Source organism: Streptomyces antnestii (assembly GCF_004005495.1).
Lineage (GTDB): Bacteria > Actinomycetota > Actinomycetes > Streptomycetales > Streptomycetaceae > Streptomyces > Streptomyces antnestii.
Genome location: NZ_RZYA01000020.1, coordinates 119,149 through 136,662, shown reverse-complemented (window position 1 = coordinate 136,662; position 17,514 = coordinate 119,149). Strand labels below are relative to the sequence as shown.

At 71.6% G+C, this 17,514-nt stretch carries 15 protein-coding genes and 1 tRNA gene; 4 read left to right on the top strand and 12 right to left on the bottom strand.

Annotated features, from left to right (window positions below):
• Window positions 1-31: 31 nt before the first annotated feature.
• From EOT10_RS31890 to EOT10_RS31860, 7 genes are all read right to left on the bottom strand, one after another.
• A complete protein-coding gene (locus tag EOT10_RS31890; protein ID WP_127831855.1) occupies window positions 32-757 on the bottom strand; it encodes a single stranded DNA-binding domain-containing protein in 726 nt (241 codons plus the stop codon).
• A 40-nt stretch (window positions 758-797) separates the two neighbouring features.
• Window positions 798-1,253, bottom strand: a complete 456-nt coding sequence (locus tag EOT10_RS31885) for a hypothetical protein (RefSeq protein ID WP_127831854.1) — start codon at window positions 1,251-1,253, stop codon at window positions 798-800.
• A gap of 66 nt (window positions 1,254-1,319) precedes the next feature.
• Window positions 1,320-1,916, bottom strand: a complete 597-nt coding sequence (gene pth / locus EOT10_RS31880) for an aminoacyl-tRNA hydrolase (protein ID WP_127831853.1) — start codon at window positions 1,914-1,916, stop codon at window positions 1,320-1,322.
• Window positions 1,917-2,002: 86 nt separating this feature from the next.
• On the bottom strand, window positions 2,003-2,590 hold the full coding sequence (locus EOT10_RS31875) for a 50S ribosomal protein L25/general stress protein Ctc (RefSeq protein WP_127831852.1): 588 nt from the start codon (window positions 2,588-2,590) through the stop codon (window positions 2,003-2,005).
• 236 nt (window positions 2,591-2,826) lie between these two features.
• Window positions 2,827-3,804: a ribose-phosphate diphosphokinase gene (locus tag EOT10_RS31870; RefSeq protein WP_116512553.1), complete on the bottom strand. Its 978-nt coding sequence runs from the start codon at window positions 3,802-3,804 to the stop codon at window positions 2,827-2,829.
• Between the two features lie 119 nt (window positions 3,805-3,923).
• Window positions 3,924-5,375, bottom strand: coding sequence for a bifunctional UDP-N-acetylglucosamine diphosphorylase/glucosamine-1-phosphate N-acetyltransferase GlmU (gene glmU, locus EOT10_RS31865; RefSeq protein ID WP_127831851.1), 1,452 nt, complete (start codon window positions 5,373-5,375; stop codon window positions 3,924-3,926).
• A gap of 128 nt (window positions 5,376-5,503) precedes the next feature.
• Window positions 5,504-5,575 (bottom strand) — tRNA-Gln (locus EOT10_RS31860).
• A gap of 161 nt (window positions 5,576-5,736) precedes the next feature.
• Between EOT10_RS31860 and EOT10_RS31855 the strand changes: the two genes are divergently transcribed.
• Window positions 5,737-7,056, top strand: coding sequence for a sensor histidine kinase (locus EOT10_RS31855; RefSeq protein ID WP_127831850.1), 1,320 nt, complete (start codon window positions 5,737-5,739; stop codon window positions 7,054-7,056).
• 267 nt (window positions 7,057-7,323) lie between these two features.
• On the opposite strand, the gene EOT10_RS31850 is transcribed toward EOT10_RS31855, so the two are convergent.
• Together EOT10_RS31850 and EOT10_RS31845 are read right to left on the bottom strand one after the other, a co-directional pair.
• Window positions 7,324-7,806 carry an SUKH-3 domain-containing protein gene (locus EOT10_RS31850; protein WP_127831849.1) on the bottom strand — a complete coding sequence of 161 codons (483 nt, stop codon included), beginning with the start codon at window positions 7,804-7,806 and terminating at the stop codon, window positions 7,324-7,326.
• Between the two features lie 54 nt (window positions 7,807-7,860).
• Window positions 7,861-8,418 carry a YwqJ-related putative deaminase gene (locus EOT10_RS31845; protein ID WP_127831848.1) on the bottom strand — a complete coding sequence of 186 codons (558 nt, stop codon included), beginning with the start codon at window positions 8,416-8,418 and terminating at the stop codon, window positions 7,861-7,863.
• Window positions 8,419-8,639: 221 nt separating this feature from the next.
• Here EOT10_RS31845 and EOT10_RS31840 point away from each other — a divergent pair, with 221 nt between their 5' ends.
• From EOT10_RS31840 to EOT10_RS31830, 3 genes are all read left to right on the top strand, one after another.
• Window positions 8,640-9,647, top strand: coding sequence for an SMI1/KNR4 family protein (locus EOT10_RS31840; RefSeq protein WP_127831847.1), 1,008 nt, complete (start codon window positions 8,640-8,642; stop codon window positions 9,645-9,647).
• Between the two features lie 7 nt (window positions 9,648-9,654).
• Window positions 9,655-12,240 carry an SUKH-4 family immunity protein gene (locus EOT10_RS31835; RefSeq protein WP_127831846.1) on the top strand — a complete coding sequence of 862 codons (2,586 nt, stop codon included), beginning with the start codon at window positions 9,655-9,657 and terminating at the stop codon, window positions 12,238-12,240.
• Window positions 12,241-12,466: 226 nt separating this feature from the next.
• Complete coding sequence (locus EOT10_RS31830; RefSeq protein ID WP_127831845.1) at window positions 12,467-13,390, top strand: coiled-coil domain-containing protein; 924 nt, start codon at window positions 12,467-12,469, stop codon at window positions 13,388-13,390.
• Window positions 13,391-13,420: 30 nt separating this feature from the next.
• Here EOT10_RS31830 and EOT10_RS31825 read toward each other — a convergent pair whose 3' ends face one another.
• From EOT10_RS31825 to EOT10_RS31815, 3 genes are all read right to left on the bottom strand, one after another.
• Window positions 13,421-15,043: a sodium/solute symporter gene (locus EOT10_RS31825; protein ID WP_127831844.1), complete on the bottom strand. Its 1,623-nt coding sequence runs from the start codon at window positions 15,041-15,043 to the stop codon at window positions 13,421-13,423.
• Complete coding sequence (locus tag EOT10_RS42920) at window positions 15,040-15,678, bottom strand: DUF485 domain-containing protein (RefSeq protein WP_317617375.1); 639 nt, start codon at window positions 15,676-15,678, stop codon at window positions 15,040-15,042. Before EOT10_RS42920 ends, EOT10_RS31825 begins: the two co-directional genes overlap by 4 nt.
• A 166-nt stretch (window positions 15,679-15,844) precedes the next feature.
• Window positions 15,845-17,422, bottom strand: coding sequence for an MDR family MFS transporter (locus EOT10_RS31815; protein WP_127831843.1), 1,578 nt, complete (start codon window positions 17,420-17,422; stop codon window positions 15,845-15,847).
• Window positions 17,423-17,514: the final 92 nt, after the last annotated feature.

Here is a 17,514-nt window from a genome sequence, read left to right as displayed (position 1 = left end):
TCGCTCCGGATGCCCGGTGCTGTGGGGCCGGTCAGCTCTGTCGGCCCGCTGCCTTGCGACGCCACATGATCAGCGCGCCGCCGGCTGCCACCAGCACCGCGGCGACCGTGGCCAGCAGGCCGACGGGCGCGCTGCTGCCGGTCTCCGCCAGATCGCCGCCGGTCTGCGACGACGGCTTCGAGGACGGGTTCGACGACGGCTGCGAGGACGTCTTCGAGGACGGGGCGGTCGAGGTGGGCTCGACCGCGCCCGGCGACGGGGAGCCCGATGCGGACGCGCTGGGCTGCGCCGTCGCACCCTCGGCCGGAGACGCTGACGGCTTGCCGCCCGGCTGCTCGTTGCCGGAGTCCGAGCAGTCCGTCCAGAACACCTTGTGCTTGGCGGAGCCGTGCTCGCCGTCGAAGTTCCAGAACAGCTTGTAGTGCCCGTCCGGCAGCGACAGGTCGTCGGTGCGGCCGTGCCCGTCCGAACCCAGTGTCAGCGAACCGGACTTGACGGACTCGCCCTTGACGTGGGCGGTCGGTGCCCAGGCCTCGATGTGCCAGTCGACCTGCTGGTCGCTGTCGAAGCCGAAGGCGTCGAGGTAGAAGGTGCAGACGTGGGGCTCGTTCTTGCGGAGTTCGTCCCCGGTCGTGGCGTCGTGGATCTTCACGGTGCCGTTGTCGCCGTGGGCGCCGGTGGCGTACGCGGAAGGGGCGAGCAGCAGCGCGGCGGAAGCCGTCACGGCTATCGCGCCCGCGGAAAAGAGGGTGCGCATGGGCAGTCCATCAGAGAAACCCCGGCAGGGGAACGGTCCTTCAGAACGTGACCGTGACGAATGCTGCCGTCAGGAGCAGCCCGCCGGCGCCTGCCGAGACCCACGCGAGCCGCTTGCGCTGCAGGCCTCCCGCGATCACCACCGCCGTCAGCAGGAGTGCGCCGCCCAGGGGGACCCATGCGTGGAAGAAGCCCGGTGCGCCCGCGCGCACCACCTCGCGCGTGCCGGGCTTCACCACCACCGGGACGCGGGTGCCCTTCTTCTCCGCGATCGACCGGTCGATGACGACACGGGCGCGGGGCCGCGAACCCGGCGACAGGGGAGCGTAGGAGCCCGTGCACGTGCTGTCGGCGCACCGGGTCACCGTCATCGTGCCGCGCTCACGGCCCTTGGTGAGCATCACGTGCTGCGCCGACCCCCAGGACGCCCAGACGCCCGCGACGAGGATCAGCGCGACGAGCAATACCGTGCCGGCCTGCCGGGTGAACGAAAGCATGGCGGCGATCTTTGGCCATGACCCCGCGAAGAGTCAACAGAAGAGCTGGCAGGGGGCGGGGGTCATTCAGGAGTTGTACGCGCTCTGCGCCCGTTCCAGGCCCTCCGTGACCAGGCACTCCACCGAGTCCGCCGCCCGGTCCACCAGGTAGTCGAGCTCCTTGCGCTCCGTGGACGAGAAATCCTTGAGCACGAAGTCCGCGACCTGCATCCGCCCCGGCGGACGCCCGATCCCGAACCGCACCCGGTGGTAGTCGGGACCCAGCGACTTGGTGATCGACTTCAGACCGTTGTGCCCGTTGTCGCCGCCGCCCAGCTTCAGCCGCATCGTCCCGTAGTCGATGTCCAGCTCGTCATGGATCGCCACGATGTTGCCGACCGGCACCTTGTAGAAGTCACGCAGACCCGTCACCGGGCCCCCCGACACGTTCATGAACGACATCGGCTTCGCCAGGATCACCCGGCGGTTCTGCGGACCCGGCGCACCGATCCGCCCCTCCAGAACCTGCGCCTGCGCCTTGCCCGCCCGCTTGAACTTGCCACCGATCCGCTCCGCGAGCAGGTCGGCCACCATGAAACCCACGTTGTGGCGGTTCATCGCGTACTCGGGCCCGGGGTTGCCGAGACCCACGATGAGCCAGGGGGCAGTGGCATCGGTCGTCATCGGGACCGCGTCTCCTCACGTAGGGCAACAAAAAACGGGGTGGCGGGCCGCAGTGGCCCGCCACCCCGTCAAGCAGAGCGTACGGCTCAGGCCTCGGCGCCCTCGGCCTCGGCACCCTCAGCGGCGGGCTCCTCGGCCTGCGCGGCCAGGATCTGGATGACGGCGGCCTCGGGGTCGGTCACCAGGGTGGTGCCGGCCGGCAGCTTGACGTCCTTCGCGTGGATGGCGTCGCCGGCCTCGAGGCCCGCGATCGACACGGTGACGGAGGTCGGGATGTGCGTGGCCTCGGTCTCGACCGACAGCGTGTTCAGCACGTTCTCGACGAGGAAGCTGCCCGGGGCCAGGTCGCCCTCGGTCTCGACCGCGACCTCGACCGTGACCTTCTCGCCCTTCTTGACGAGCAGCAGGTCGACGTGGACCAGGTAGCCCTTGATGGCGTCACGCTGGACGGCCTTCGGGATCGCCAGCTCGTTCTTGCCGTCGATGTCCAGGGACAGCAGGACGTTCGGGGTACGGAGCGCGAGCAGCAGCTCGTGGCCCGGCAGGGTCACGTGGACCGGCTCGGTGCCGTGACCGTAGATGACACCGGGAACCTTGTTCTCACGGCGGATGGCGCGCGCGGCACCCTTGCCGAACTCGGAACGGACGTCGGCGGCGAGCTTGACCTCGGACATGTGCACTCCTCGTAGAAATCTGGGGAAGGTGGTCACCCGGCCACGAACGGGCCTGCTACGAAGAGCGCGTCGATAACGGACCGCCGCCACCACTTCCGAACGGAAATGAGAGCGGCCTCCCTCGCCGAGCAACTCCGTGAGTCTACCCGGCGGGGAGGCCGCCCCAAAATTGATCTATACGAGCGCGGGCGTGGCGATGCCTGCGTGGTTGCGCCCGTGTGGTGACGCCTGCGTGGTTACGCCTGCTCCTCGAAGAGGCTCGTCACCGAACCGTCCTCGAAGACCTCACGCACCGCGCGCGCGATCGTCGGCGCGATCGACAGCACCGTGATCTTGTCCAGCTCCAGCTCGCCCGGCGTCGGCAGCGTGTCCGTGAACACGAACTCGCTCACCTTCGAGTTCTTCAGCCGGTCCGCGGCGGGGCCCGAGAGCACACCGTGCGTCGCCGTCACGATGACGTCCTCCGCACCGTGCGCGAACAGCGCGTCCGCGGCGGCGCAGATCGTGCCACCCGTGTCGATCATGTCGTCGACCAGGACACAGACGCGGCCCTTCACGTCACCGACCACCTCGTGCACGGTGACCTGGTTCGCGACGTCCTTGTCACGGCGCTTGTGGACGATCGCCAGCGGCGCGCCCAGACGGTCGCACCAGCGGTCGGCGACGCGCACGCGGCCGGCGTCCGGGGAGACGACGGTCAGCTTGTCGCGGTCGACCTTCGCACCCACGTAGTCCGCCAGGATCGGCAGCGCGAACAGGTGGTCCACCGGGCCGTCGAAGAAGCCCTGGATCTGGTCCGTGTGCAGGTCCACCGTCAGAATGCGGTCCGCACCGGCCGTCTTCATCAGGTCGGCCACCAGACGCGCCGAGATCGGTTCACGTCCGCGGTGCTTCTTGTCCTGACGGGCGTAACCGTAGAACGGCACGATCACCGTGATGGAGCGGGCCGACGCGCGCTTCAGCGCGTCGATCATGATCAGCTGCTCCATGATCCACTTATTGATCGGAGCCGTGTGGCTCTGGATCAGAAAGCAGTCGGCGCCGCGAGCGGACTCCTGGTAGCGAACGTAGATCTCGCCATTGGCGAAATCGAATGCCTTGGTCGGAACGATCCCGACACCGAGCTGGTGCGCGACCTCCTCGGCAAGCTCGGGGTGGGCGCGGCCGGAGAAGAGCATCAGCTTCTTCTCGCCGGTCGTCTTGATCCCGGTCACAGCACTTGTCTCCTCAGACGCGTTCTTCCGCCGCTGCGCCCGCTCGTCCCATTAGCAGCGAGGCAGCCGAATCGTGTGCACCTATCACGGTACGCCGTGTCGGGGGCACCTGTTTCCGGTCAGCCTTCGCTGCCGGCCTCCCGGGACGCCTCCTCAGCCGCCTTCGCGGCCGCGCTCCCCGGACGCTTACGAGCCACCCAACCCTCGATATTCCGCTGCTGGCCACGGGCCACGGCCAGCGAACCGGCCGGTACGTCCTTCGTGATCACCGAGCCTGCGGCGGTGTAAGCACCGTCCCCGACCGTGACAGGAGCCACAAACATGTTGTCCGAACCGGTCCGGCAATGCGATCCGATCGTCGAGTGGTGCTTGTCCTTGCCGTCGTAGTTCACGAAGACGCTCGCCGCACCGATGTTGGTGAAATCGCCGATCGTCGCGTCACCGACGTAGGAGAGGTGCGGGACCTTCGTGCCCTCGCCGATCGTCGCGTTCTTCGTCTCCACGTACGTACCGATCTTGGACTTCACGCCGAGGCGCGTGCCGGGGCGGAGGTACGCGAAGGGGCCCACGGACGCCTGCGGGCCCACCTCGGCGCTGTCCGCCACCGTGTTGTCGACCCGCGCCCCCGCACCGACCCTCGTGTCCTTCAGGCGCGTGTTCGGGCCGACTTCGGCACCCTCGCCCAGGTGCGTCGCGCCGAGCAGCTGCGTGCCCGGGTGCACGAGAGCGTCCCGCTCGAAACTCACCGTCACGTCGATCCACGTCGACGCGGGGTCGACGACCGTCACGCCCGCGAGCATCGCCCGCTCCAGGAGCCGGTCGTTCAGCGTGCGGCGCGCCTCGGACAGCTGGACGCGGTTGTTGATCCCCGCGATCTCACGGTGGTCCGCGGCGACGGCCGCGCCCACGCGGTGACCCGCCTCACGCAGGATGCCGAGGACGTCCGTCAGGTACTCCTCGCCCTGGCTGTTGTCCGTGCGCACCTTGCCGAGCGCGTCCGCCAGCAGCTCACCGTCGAACGCGAACACACCCGAGTTGATCTCCCGGATCGCCCGCTGCGCCTCACTCGCGTCCTTGTGTTCGACGATCGCCGTCACGGCGCCGGTGGCCTCGTCCCGCACGATCCGGCCGTAACCCGTCGCATCCGGAACCTCGGCCGTCAGCACCGTCACCGCGTTGCCGTCGGCGGAGTGCGTCGCCGAGAGGTTCTTCAGCGTCTCGCCCGTCAGCAGCGGGGTGTCGCCACAGACGACGATCACCGTCCCGCTGACCTGGCCGCCCAGCTCCTCGAGCCCCATCCGCACCGCGTGCCCCGTGCCGTTCTGCTGCTCCTGCACGGCGGTACGCGTCTCGGGGTCGATCGCGGCGAGGTGCTCACGGACCCGCTCGCGCTCGTGACCTACGACGACGACGAGGTTCTCCGGGTTCAACTCCCGCGCGGCGGCGAGCACATGCCCGACGAGCGACCGGCCACTGATCTCGTGCAGGACTTTCGGTGTGGCCGACTTCATACGGGTGCCCTCACCCGCTGCAAGAACGACGACGGCGGCGGCCGGGCTATTGGCGCTCACGGGTGTGCCCTTCGGCTTCGGATGACATGGGGGGACATCCGCAGGATACCGGGGGGTTGTGGGGCGGAAATAAGTGCGGGGCCCGACCGACTGGTCGGGCCGGCATTCGGGCCGCGTTACAAGGTGAGCTCCCCCGCCAGGACTCGAACCCGGACAGATGGCACCAAAAGCCACAGTGCTGCCAATTACACCACGGGGGATGGAAGCGGCCGGAGTCGGACATTTCGTCAGGCTGTCGGCCGGGCCACCAACACTATGCCGTACGGGGAGGCCTCGGTGCGACGGTACTTGGGGTCGCCGACGGAGATCGGCGTGGAAAGTCACCGGAAACGGGGCACCCCGCGCCCGTAGGCTGGGCGGTATGACCACGACGGGGGAAACGCACCGGACGGCCGGGGGGCCGTGGTGGTGGGGGCGTTGGCGTAGTGCCGCGCTCGACGGGGGACTTGCGGTCGCTTCGGCGGTCGAGTGCGGGGTGGAGGGGGTTCGGTTCGCGCGGGATGCCGGGGTGCCGGTGGCCGTGGGGGTCGTTTTCGGGGTGCTCGCCGGGTTCGCGCTTGTGTTGCGGCGGCGGTGGCCCATCGCGGTGGTGCTCGTCGGCGTCGCCGTGACCCCGGCCCAGATGGGTGTGCTGCTGGGTGTGGTGGGCCTCTACACGCTGGCCGCGTCCGAGATGCCCCGGCGGATCATCGGGGCGCTCGCCGGGATGTCGTTCCTCGGCACGCTGATCGTGGCCGTGGTGCAGGCCCAGCGGGACATGGGGCACGGCGGTCTGGTGCGGGTGGGGGGCTGGTTCGTTCCGTTCGTCGCCATTACGACGTCGTTGGGGGTTACCGCTCCGCCGTTGTTGCTGGGGCTGTATGTAGGGGCTCGGCGGCGGCTCATGGAGTCTCTTCGGGAGCGGAACGATTCGCTGGAGCGGGAGCTTCAGCTGCTTGCCGAGCGGGCGGAGGAGCGGGCCGAGTGGGCTCGGGGGGAGGAGCGGACGCGGATCGCCCGCGAGATGCATGACGTCGTCGCGCATCGGGTTTCGTTGATGGTCGTGCATGCGGCGGCCTTGCAGGCCGTGGCCCGTAAGGATCCGGAGAAGGCCGTGAAGAACGCGGCCCTGGTGGGGGATATGGGGCGGCAGGCGCTCACTGAGCTGCGGGAGATGCTCGGGGTGATGCGGGCCGGGGGTGGTGGCGGTCGGGTGCGGGAGTCTGATGTCGTGGCGCCGCTTGCTGCTGTGGGGGTGGCTGCTGCCGCTGCCGCGTCTCGTGCCGTCGATGATGAGGACGGGCCCTGTCTGGGGGATCTGGATGAGCTCGTGGGGCAGTCTCGGGCCGCGGGGATGGTTGTTGAGCTGCTTGTTGAGGGGGATGTGACTTCTTCGTATGTTGCTGCCGTCGAGCAGACCGCCTATCGCGTCGTTCAGGAAGCGCTGACCAACGTGCACAAGCATGCGGCCGGGGCGAAGACGTATGTGCGGCTTGCTCATCGCGCGTCCGAGATTGCCATGCAGGTCGAGAACGAGCCGCCCGCGGCGGATGCGGATTCTGCGGCGGGGGTGCGGTTGCCCAGTGGGGGGAACGGGCTCGTCGGGATGAAGGAGCGGGTGACCGGGCTCGGCGGCGTTTTTGTGTGCGGGCCCACTGATGCGGGTGGGTATCGGGTGTCCGCGGTGTTGCCTGCGGGGTAGCCGGTGCGGGGTGGCCTGTCGGTGCGCTTCGGTTTCTTGGGTGCGGGCGGCGGTCGGGGTGCTTCGGTTTCTTGGGTGCGGGCGGCGGTCGGGGCGCTCCGGTTTTTCAGGTGCGGGGCCGCGGCGGGATGTACGTGCTCGCTGTTCTACGGGGCCTCGTTCCGCGAGATCATGCCGCCTGCGCGTGGTGCTGGTGGCTCCGCGCGCACATCCCGCCACGGCCCCTCCCGTCTCGTACGCGCCTGATCGCCGGGGGGGGGGCTCGGTTTATGCCGTCAGGCGCGTTGGTGTTGTGCCTGTGATCAGGGTTTCCAGGGCCTGGTCTATGCCCGGGCCCAGGTACCAGTCGCCGCTGTGGTCCAGGGCGTAGACGCGGCCCTCGGTGTCGATGGCCAGGAGTGCTTCCGAGCCGGATTCCGCGCCCAGGGGGCAGACCTCGGTGTCCAGGGCCCGGCCCAGGTCGCCGAGGGTGCGGGCCATGTGGAGGCCGTGCAGGGGGTCGAGGTGCGGTTGGGCCGGTGCTATCTGGCGGCCGGGTCCCTGGGGGGTGAGGTGGAGGCCGCCGAATTCGGCCCAGGCCTCGACCGCTGCGGGGAAGACGCTGTGGCGGTGGCCTGCGGGGGATACGTGGGTGCGCAGGGCGTCGGCCCAGAATTCGGCCTGTTTGATGTCCCAGCGTCCGGGCTGCCAGCCGGCGGCGCGCAGTGCGGTGTCGACGGGGGTGGTGAAGCGGTTGCGGTCGGCGGTCATGCGGGTGGCCTCGTCCTGTTCTGCTGCTGCCTGCGGTCGTGCGTGCTGCGACGGTCAGTCGGTGTCCGTGGCCGGGTCGACCACGTGGACGCCGAAGTGGGCGGTGAGCGCGGCGCAGGCGCGGCAGGGGCGGGCGAAGCCGCCGTGCAGGGGGTCGCCGTCCTCGCGGATGCGGCGGGTGGTGAGTTTGGCGCTTTTGAGCGCTTTGCGGGCTTCGCCGTTGGTCATGGGTTTGCGGCGGGCGCGCTTCGAGCGTTCCTCGTCGGCGGCCGTGAGGTGGCGGGAGATGAGGATCGTTTCGGCGCAGCGGCCGGTGAAGCGGTCGCGCTGGGCGCTCGTGAGGGTGTCGAGGAAGTCCTGCACGAGCGGGTGGAGGGTGGGGGCGTGCTCGCCGCGGGCTGCTGTGCTGGTGAGCGTGGTGCCGCGGACGGAGAGGGCGGCGGCGACCGTGGGCAGTATGCCGTCGCGGCGCTGGCGGAGTGCCGGGGCCGGGGCGTCCTCGGTGCTGCTCCAGCCGACGCGTGGGTCGCCGGAGGGGCCGTCGGCGGCGAGCGGGTGCTCGGTGCCCGGCTTCGAGGCCGTCTCGGATGACGGTTTGGTGCTGCTCTGCATGTGGTGCTTCCCCTCCTGCAATCCCCCGGGTTGCGTGGACAGACTGCCAAATGGGGCCGGTGGTGCGGAAGCTGGGGCCGGACGACACGCGGGACTGTGGGCTCATCGTCACGGTGAGGTGACTGCTGGTCATGGAACCGGAGGGCCGGTGACCGGTGTCGTACAACCGCATAGGCTGTCGCTATCCGCGATCCATAACAGTGCCGCAGGGGGCAACCGCCATGACGACAGGTCGGCTCGGGCAGCAAGCCGCGCCGCCGAACGCGGCCTACGCCGGGCAGGTCGTGCACTTCCCGGACCCGGTCCGTGCAGCGCGCCATCCCAGGGGCGTACGGATCGACGGGAACGGCTTTCCGGACTTCTCGGCGTACGCGCGTGCCGCGACGGAGATCGCCGATCCTCCGGAGGGGTTCGGGGTCGACGAGCTGCGGTTGACGGACTATGTGTCGGCGAACGCGGCGATGGCCGCCGCCGGGCATGAGTTGTGGGACACGATCGTGCCGGTGGCGACGCCGCACGGCTGGACCTGGCATCACGTGCCGGGCAGTCGGCGTATGGAGCTGGTGCCGGTCGAGGTGAAGGCGCTGCTGCGGCATCACGGTGGTCTCGCGACGGCCGCGGTGGACCACCGCAAGCGGGGGACGCGTCCGCTGCAGGAGACGCGGCCCGCGCACTTCGGGCTTCCGAAGTCGTCGGTGGCCGTGAGCGAGCAGCAGGTGATGGGTGCCGAGGAGGATCTCGGGTACCGGCTGCCGGGCGCGTACCGGGCGTTCCTGAAGGCGGCGGGCGGGTGTGCTCCGGTGGGGGCCGCGCTCGATGCCGAGCTGGGGCTTCTCGTGGACCAGCCGTTCTTCACGGTGCGGGACGAGGCCGCGGTGAACGACCTGGTGTACGTCAACAAGTGCCTGCGTGATCACCTGACCAAGGACTACCTGGGTGTCGCCTTCGTGCAGGGCGGGATCCTCGCCGTGAAGGTCAAGGGTGAGCGGGCCGGTTCGGTGTGGTTCTGCGCGTACGACGACGCGCGGGACAGCGGGGAAACGGCCGGCTGGTCCGTCGCCGAGCGGGTGGAGCGGCTGCTGCTGCCGTGCGGTGATGACTTCGATGCCTTCCTGGCCCGGCTCGCGGGCAATCCGCCCGAGCTGGAGACGGTGGCGAATCTGATGGTCGACGGCGGGTTCGCCAAGGCTGTCGACGCTGCCGCTTCGACTGTTCCGGACGAGGGGTGAGTGTCCGATGGTGACGTTCGCGCAGGCGCAGGAGCGCGCCGAAGAGTGGATCAACGGGGATGTGCCCGGCTACCAGCACCGTGAGGTGCGGGTGCGGGAGTTCGAGCTGGGGTTCGTGGTGTGGGCCGAGGACCGCGAGGGCGGTCCGGTGTCCGACGGCGGGCGCCAGCGGCTCGTCATCGCGCGCGACAGCGGTGACGCCACGCTGTGGCCCGGACTGCCGGTGGGTGAGGTGATCCGGCGGTACGAGGAGGAGTACGGGCTTCCGGACGCTTCGCCGGAGCCGGTGGACTCGCCGCCCGAGCGGGTGGATCTGAATCAGACGTCCTTCCTGTTGAGCCCCCCGGAGTGGCTCCAGGAGGCGGCGGACAAGTTGGGGATTCCGGATCGGCGGGGGGAGGGCGGCGCTCAGGCTTCGTCCGCTGACGCTTCGTCCGATCAGGTTTCGTCTGCTCAGGTCTCGTCCGCTCAGGTCTCGTCCGCTCAGGTTTCGCCGTCGGTGCCGCAGGCTTCTGTCGCTGACGGTGGTAGTGGAGCGACGCCTTGGCCCGCCTCGCCTCCGGCCCCGGCCGGGGCCACTCCGTGGGCCGGTACGGACACGAACGCAGGTGAGGAGGAGGACCGTTCGGTCGCTCCCCCGGCGACCGTGTTCGCGCCTCCGCTCGCGGACGGCGCCGGCGCGCCCGCGCCCGTCACGCCGCCGGACGCCAAGACCGCGCTGATGTCGGGTGGCAGTCAGCTTCCGCGTACCGCGGTGGCCCCCGCGCTCGGCTCGCCGGCGCCTGGTGCTACTCCGGCTCCTGGGGTCAACGTGCCGCCCGCGCCCGGGAGTTCGCCTTCGCAGACTGCTGCGCCGGGGGTGCCTTCCTCGTACGGGTATCCGCAGGATGCCTCCGGGCGGCCGCTCGCTCCTGGGGCCGGGGACATCGCCGATGCCGCGACCAGCAAGGCGCAGGGTCCGCCCCGCGGTGCGCGCGGTGGTGGCGCGACGACTCCGCCGCCGCCCGGTGCGCCCGGCACTCCGGGTGCGCGGCCTTCGGGGCCCGGTGCGCCCGGCACCCCGGCCGCCGGTTACGTACCGACTCAGCTCGTCTCGCAGCTCGGCCCCGACGGGCCCGAGGCTCCGCCCGCCCCGGGGAGTACGCCGCCCGGTGGCGTGCACCATGCCGCGACGATGCTCGCGCCCGGCAGCATGGGTGGCCCCGGCGCGCCCAAGCCGCCCGGCGCGCCCGGCACTCCGGGGGCGCCGCAGCCTCCCGGTCCGCCCGGTGTCCCGGGTGCGCCGCTGCCTCCCGCTGCCCCGGGCAGTACGCCGCCCGGCGGTGTGCACCATGCCGCGACGATGCTGGCCGGGCCCGGGCAGGTCGGTCCCGGTGGTCCCGGTATGCCTCCTCCTCCGCCGTCCGCGCCGGGCGCTCCCGGTACGCCGCCCGGTGGTGTGCATCACGCCGCGACCATGCTGGCCGGGCCGGGGCAGGGTGGTCCCGGTGGTCCCGGTATGCCTCCGCCTCCGCCGCCGCAGGTGCCGGGCGGGATGCCGATGCCTCCGCCCATGCCCGGGCAGCAGGTTCCGGGCGGGCCGCCCCCCGCCGCGTACGGGTATCCGCAGCCCAGCGGTCAGCCGACCGTCGGGCCCGGCTACCAGGCCGTGCTGCGGTACCGCGCGCCCGACGGGTCCGAGCAGCAGCTCATCCGCCGCTCGGCGCCCGGTACGCCGCACCCGGAGTGGCAGATCTTCCACGAGCTGCGCGGCATGAACATCCCGCCGGACCAGGTTCTGGAGCTGCACACGGAGCTGGAGTCGTGCGAGCTGCCGGGCGCGTACTGCGCCCGCATGATCCGTGAGCAGTGGCCGCAGGCCCGGATCACGTCCATCGCCCCGTACGGCCGCGACCACGCGTCGCGTCAGCAGGGCATGCAGCAACTGATCGCGCACCAGGGCGAGTTGCACCAGGTGGCCGACGGTCCCGCGCGGCTCGCGCCGGTGCGGGCGCCGCTGCCGCCCGCGCAGCCCATGCCGCCGGTTCCGCCGGAGGCGATCGGGCATGAGCTGGCCGCGGCGTTCGGTCCCGGCGTGTTCCGCTTCGACCAGCGCGCCGTCTCGCGTCAGGGCGTGCCGGACATCGTGGCGCACACCCTCGTCGTGGCGGGGCTGCCCGCCGACTTCGGGCCGTTCTTCTGGGCGCAGGCCCAGCCGGGCCGCCCGGTGCCGACGCTCGCCGAGCTGGCGCAGGAGCGGGGGGTGCAGCCCGCGTCGGACGCGGGGTCGTACCTCGTGATGGGCAGCGACTTCGGGCGGGCCGTCTGTGTCCAGTACGGCACGGCGAACATCGTGGCCGTACCGGTGGAGGCGGGCCCCGGTGGCGCTCCCGTGCCGCCGCAGTTCGTGAACACCGGGCTGCCCGAGTTCGCGCGCAGCCTGGCGGTGCTCGGCCGGATGTGGCCGCTGCGGTTCGGGCTCAACCAGGAGCAGGCGGGCCGCTGGACCGTCGACTTCCAGGCGCAGCTGGCCGCCGTCGACCCGGCGGCGCTCGCGTCGCCGGAGGGCTGGTGGTCGGTGCTCCTCGAGCAGATGTGGGACGGACTGCTGTAGGCGGCGGTCACGGAGGTGTGAGGGTGAGGCGCGCGACCGGACAGGTCGCGCGCCTCACCCGTTTCTCCGGTGGGTGTGTGTGACGTCGCTCGCGTCCGGGTTCTCGATTCCGGCTTTCGGTCGTATTTGACGCATCCTTGTCGGGAGGGTTGGGCGGAGTGTCGCGTTATGGGCACTTCCCGTTCGATCGTGTGCCGGGCCGGAGAGTCGCAGAGGGGAATCAAGGATGAGCAGCGGTGCGTCGGTGTCGCCCCATGGCTTCGTCACGGGACGGGGCCGCGGCTACCGTCCCGAGCAGGTGGACGCCCTGGCCGCGGAGCTGTTCCGGGACCGCGACGACGCCCGTGAGCGCGCCGCCCGGCTGACCGCCCACGTCGAGGAGCTGGAGGCCGAGGCGGAACGGCTGCGGCTCGCCGTGGCGCAGCTGGCCCCCCAGACCTACGAGTCCCTCACCGACCGCGCCCGCGAGATCCTCGCCCTCGCGCAGGAGCAGGTGGAGGAGATACGGGCGACCGGCGCCGAGGACGTCCGGCGGATCGCCGGCGACGCGGACGCCGACGCGCGGGCGACGCGTGAGGCGGCCCGCGCCGACGCCGACGCCGTACGGGCCGCCGCGGAACAGGCCGCCGACGAGCGCCTCGGCGCGGACCGGGCCACGGCCGACGGGATCCGCGGCGCCGCCCGCGACGAGGCGAAGGAGCGGCGCGCGGAGGCGCTCGCCGCGCTCGACGAGATGGGCGAGCGGACCGCGGCGACCCTCGCCGACCAGGAGAAGGACCACGCCGGGCGGCGCGACGAGGCCGAGCGCGAGATCGCCGGGCGCGACGCCGCGGCCGACGCGCGTGAGACGGAACGCATCGAGCGGGCCGAGGCGCGCCTCGCCGAGGCCCGGCGCGGGTTCGCCGACGCGGAGGAGGCGGCCCGGCACGGTCAGGAGGACGCGGAGGCGCGCGCCGCGGAGATCCTCGCGGAGGCGGCCCGGCACGAGGAGCGCGTGGGCCGCGAGACGGAGCGGGTGCTGCGCGAGCACGGCGAGAAGTGGGACGAGGTCCGCGCCCACATGGAGCACGTCCGCGCCAGCCTGGCATCCCTGACGGGCCGCACCCCTACGGAGGAGAGGGAAGGGACGGGGGAGGCAGAGGAGGCGTAGGCGTGCGCCTGTGTATCGGGTGACAGGCCTTCAGCCCTCCGTCCGCGGTGCGCGCCGCGTCGCGCCCGCCAGGATCCAGGACTCCACCGCCTCGTACTGGCGGCGCTGGGTGTCCGCCGTGCGGCGGCCCGAGGCGAGCGTGCCGAGCCAGCCGAGGAGGAAGCCGAGCGGGATCGAGGCGATGCCCGTCGTGGTGAACGGGAACCAGTTGAAGTCCTGGTCCGGGAACGCCGACGTCGGGGACCCCGACACCAGGTTCGTACCCGTCATCAGGACCAGGCAGGACACCGTGCCGCCGAGCAGCGTCCAGAGCAGGCCCGTGCGCGTGTAGCGGCGCCAGAACAGGCTGTAGACGAGGGCCGGTGCGAGTGCCGAGGCGCCCAGGCAGAACGACAGCGTGACCAGCGGCTGGAGGTTGCGGTGCTGGACGAGCGTGGCCAGGAGGATCGCGGGTACGCCGACGCAGAGCGCCGAGACCCGGGCGAGTGTCATCTCGCGGCGGCCCGTGAGCGGCGCTGCGCGGTGCGCGAAGACGTCGTGGGCCAGGGAATTGGCGCAGGCCAGGATCATTCCGGCGACCGACGCGAGCAGCGTGAGGAAGAGCGCCGTGGTGACCGTGGTGAACAGGAGCGTCTCGGCCGTCGAGACGTCCGCGCCGAACGCGGCCCGCGTGCCCAGCAGATACGCGGTGTTGCCCTGCGGGTCGGCCGCCGCGACGGCGGCCCGGCCCAGGAACGCCGTCGCGCCGAACCCGACGACCGCCATGACCAGGACGAAGAACCCGACCGCCGACACCGCCCAGGACATCGAGCGGCGCACCTCACGCGCGCTGCGGGCCGTGTACATGCGCATGGTGACGTGCGGCAGGCACGCGCCGCCGAGGACGACCGTCAGTTCCGAACTGATCATGTCCAGACGGGGGTTGGCGCTGCCGGCGAACTGGAGACCCGAGTGCAGGAACGCCGGGCCGGCGCCGCTGGCCCGCGCGGCCTGTGAGGCGAGCGCGCCGGGGTTCCAGTCGAAGCGGTGCAGGATGAGGAGGGCGACGGCCAGGCCGGAGCCGAGCAGCGTCACGGTTTTCAGGATCTGGATGAGGGCGGTGCCCTTCATGCCGCCGATCGCCGCGTAGCTGATCATCAGGGCGCCGAGCGCGATGACGCACCCCGTCTTGAAGCCCTCGCTGGTGAAGCCGAGGACGAACGCCAACAGGTCGCCCGCGCCCGCCAGTTGGACCAGCATGAGCGGCAGCAGCGCGGCGAGGGTGGTGGCGCACGCGGTGACGCGTACGGCGCGGCCCGGCATCCGGCGGGCGAGCGCGTCGCCCATGGTGAACCGGCCCGCGTTACGCAGGGGTTCGGCCAGCAGGAACATCAGGAGCATCAGGGACAGGGACGTGCTCAGAGCGAGGACGATCCCGTCGTAACCGGCGAGGGCGATGATGCCGCCGGTGCCGAGGACGGTCGCGGCGGAGATGTAGTCGCCCGCGATGGCGAGCCCGTTGCGCATCGGGGAGAGGGAGCCGAAGCCGGTGTAGAACTCGTCGAGGTCGTCACGGTCGGGGCCGGTCATCACGCACAGGAGCAGCGTGATCGTGGCGACCGCGGTGAAGGCGACCAGGGACATGTCGTGCGCCGAGTCACTGAAGACGGTCATCGCAGCACCCCTCCTGCCGTGCCGGGCGTCGGCCGGTGGTCCAACTCGGCCTGCCGGCGCAGGCGGTGGGCGAGCGGGTCGACGCGGCGGCGGGCCGTGCACTCGTACAGGCAGAGGGCGAGGCCGGTGACCGGGAGCTGGCACAGGCCGAGGAGGAGGCCGGTGGAGAGGCCGCCGGGGAGCGTGCCCGTCATGAGGGAGGGGGCGAACGCCGACAGGAGGAGGAAGAGCGTGAAGTAGCCGAGCGCGGTGAGTGTGGCGACGCGCCGCTGCCGGCGGTACGCCACGCGCAGGAGCCGCAGGTCGCTGTGGCGGCCGAGCAGAGGGTGGCGCGGCAGGCGGCGCGCGGGCGCGGGCGGCGGGGGAGGGGGCGCCCAGGGGTAGGTGAGGGGCGCGGGGTCGGGGGCGGGGTGCGGCTGGTGGTGCGGCTGCGGCTGCGGCTGGTGGTGCGGCTGGTGGTGCGGGGGTTCGTGCCAGGTTCCGTACGGGGACTGGTGCTGGGTTCCGTACGCGTTCTGGTCCCGGGTCCCGTACGGGTTCCGGTGCTGGGTTCCGTACGGGTTCCGGTCCGCTGGGGAGGGGGCGGGCCAGGGGGCGTCGGGGTCGGGGAAGGAGCGGTGGGGGGTGTCGGGCATCCCGGTTCTCCTTGCGCGGCTTGGGTCCGCCGGGGATTGCGGACGCAGGGAGCGAGAGGGGAGCCGGAACGTTACTCGTAGGTAGGGGGATTGCGCGACGGTTCTGTCGAACTGTTCAGTCGGTTTGTTGTGAGAGGGGTGAGTGGTGCTGCTGTGAACCTTGTGGTCAGGGTGAGGCTTTCTCGGGCTCGGGCTCGGGCTCGGGATCGGTCCTGGGCTCGGCCCCGGCCGCCCGCTCGTTCTCCTGGTCGATCACCGGGAAGCGCCGCGGCGCCAGGCACAGCAGGATCACCAGGGCGAGCGCGGCCCCGCACGCGGCGCCCACGTAGACCGCGTCGACGGCCGCCGCCACGGCGTGCCGGAGCCGGTCGGGGTCTGCCACGGAGGCCGGGTTCTCCAGGGCCCCGGCCACCGCGTCGAGGGAGCCGGCGCCGCCGAGCCGTCCGGCGAGCACGGTGTTGGCGACGGCGCCGAACAGCGCGGCGCCGATCGTCTGGCCGATCTGCCGGCAGAACAGGACGGACGCCGTCGTCGTGCCGCGCTCGGCCCAGCCGACGGTCGACTGGACCCCGACGATCAGGGGCAGTTGGAAGAGTCCGAGTGCCGCGCCGAGCGCCAGCATGATCAGCGCGGGCTGCCAGGCGGCGCCCGGGTAGGGCAGCAGCGGGAAGGCGAGCAGGATCAGGAGGGCCGCCGCGATGCCGACGACGGCCGTGTTGCGGAAGCCGATCCTGCGGTAGACGTGCTGGCTGAGGGCCGCGGAGACCGGCCAGCTCAGCGTCATCACGGAGAGCACGAACCCGGCCGCCATCGGCGCGAGCCCGAGGACGGCCTGCGCGTACGTGGGCACGAACACGGTCGGCGCGACCATCAGGAGGCCCATGGCGCCGAGCGCGAGATTGACGGCCGCGATGGTGCGGCGCCGCCAGACCCAGCCGGGGATGATCGGCTCGGCGGCGCGCCGCTCGATCGCGACCACGGCGGCCGTCAGAGCAACTCCCGTACTGAACAAGGCGATTGACGGCGGCGAGAGCCAGCCCCAGGCGACGCCGCCCTGGACCAGTGCCGTCAGCAGGACCCCGCCGCACGCGAACACCGCGAGCGCTCCGGCCCAGTCGATCGGGGCACGCGGCCCCTTCTCCCGTACGGGCTCGTGGAGATGGCGGGCGACGAGCCACAGGGCGAGTGCGCCGATGGGCACGTTGATGAGGAAGATCCAGCGCCAGCCCGCGCCGGAGGCGAGCATTCCGCCGAGCGCCGGGCCCGCGACGGACGAGGTCGCCCAGACCGTCGAGAGCCTGGCCTGGATGCGGGGGCGTTCCTTGAGGGGGTAGAGGTCGGCGGCGAGGGTCTGGACGGTGCCTTGTATGGCGCCGCCGCCGAGTCCCTGGACGACGCGGAAGGCGATGAGCGCGCCCATGTTCCAGGACGCCGCGCACAGGACCGAGCCGAGCAGGAAGAGGGCGCTGCCGCCGATGAGTACGGGCTTGCGGCCGAAGGTGTCGGACAGCTTGCCGTAGACCGGCAGCGTGACGGTGACGGCTAGGAGGTAGCCCGAGAAGAGCCAGGAGAACACGGAGAAGCCGCCGAGGTCGCCGACGATCTGCGGGACCGCGGTGGAGACGATGGTGGAGTCGAGGGCCGCCAGTGCCATCGAGAGCATCAGCGCGGCGACGACCGCTCCCCGACGCCGGTCCGTGCCCGCGCCTGTGCCCGTGCCCGCCTGCGATGCCGCGCCGCCCACCGGATTCCTTCCCCCTGCATCTATCTCCGGTGCGCACCTTATGCGGGTGGACGGACCCTGAGTAGGGGTCCACCGAGGGGTGGACCTCCCCT

Coding starts and splice junctions, on each gene's coding strand:
- EOT10_RS31830 (WP_127831845.1), top strand. CDS start 12,467: ATGAGCAGCGGTGCGTCGGTGTCGCCCCATGGCTTCGTCACGGGACGG.
- EOT10_RS31835 (WP_127831846.1), top strand. CDS start 9,655: ATGGTGACGTTCGCGCAGGCGCAGGAGCGCGCCGAAGAGTGGATCAAC.
- EOT10_RS31855 (WP_127831850.1), top strand. CDS start 5,737: ATGACCACGACGGGGGAAACGCACCGGACGGCCGGGGGGCCGTGGTGG.
- EOT10_RS31890 (WP_127831855.1), bottom strand. CDS start 757: ATGCGCACCCTCTTTTCCGCGGGCGCGATAGCCGTGACGGCTTCCGCC.
- EOT10_RS31825 (WP_127831844.1), bottom strand. CDS start 15,043: ATGACCGTCTTCAGTGACTCGGCGCACGACATGTCCCTGGTCGCCTTC.
- EOT10_RS31845 (WP_127831848.1), bottom strand. CDS start 8,418: ATGCAGAGCAGCACCAAACCGTCATCCGAGACGGCCTCGAAGCCGGGC.
- EOT10_RS31850 (WP_127831849.1), bottom strand. CDS start 7,806: ATGACCGCCGACCGCAACCGCTTCACCACCCCCGTCGACACCGCACTG.
- EOT10_RS31885 (WP_127831854.1), bottom strand. CDS start 1,253: ATGCTTTCGTTCACCCGGCAGGCCGGCACGGTATTGCTCGTCGCGCTG.
- EOT10_RS42920 (WP_317617375.1), bottom strand. CDS start 15,678: ATGCCCGACACCCCCCACCGCTCCTTCCCCGACCCCGACGCCCCCTGG.
- EOT10_RS31840 (WP_127831847.1), top strand. CDS start 8,640: ATGACGACAGGTCGGCTCGGGCAGCAAGCCGCGCCGCCGAACGCGGCC.
- EOT10_RS31875 (WP_127831852.1), bottom strand. CDS start 2,590: ATGTCCGAGGTCAAGCTCGCCGCCGACGTCCGTTCCGAGTTCGGCAAG.
- pth (WP_127831853.1), bottom strand. CDS start 1,916: ATGACGACCGATGCCACTGCCCCCTGGCTCATCGTGGGTCTCGGCAAC.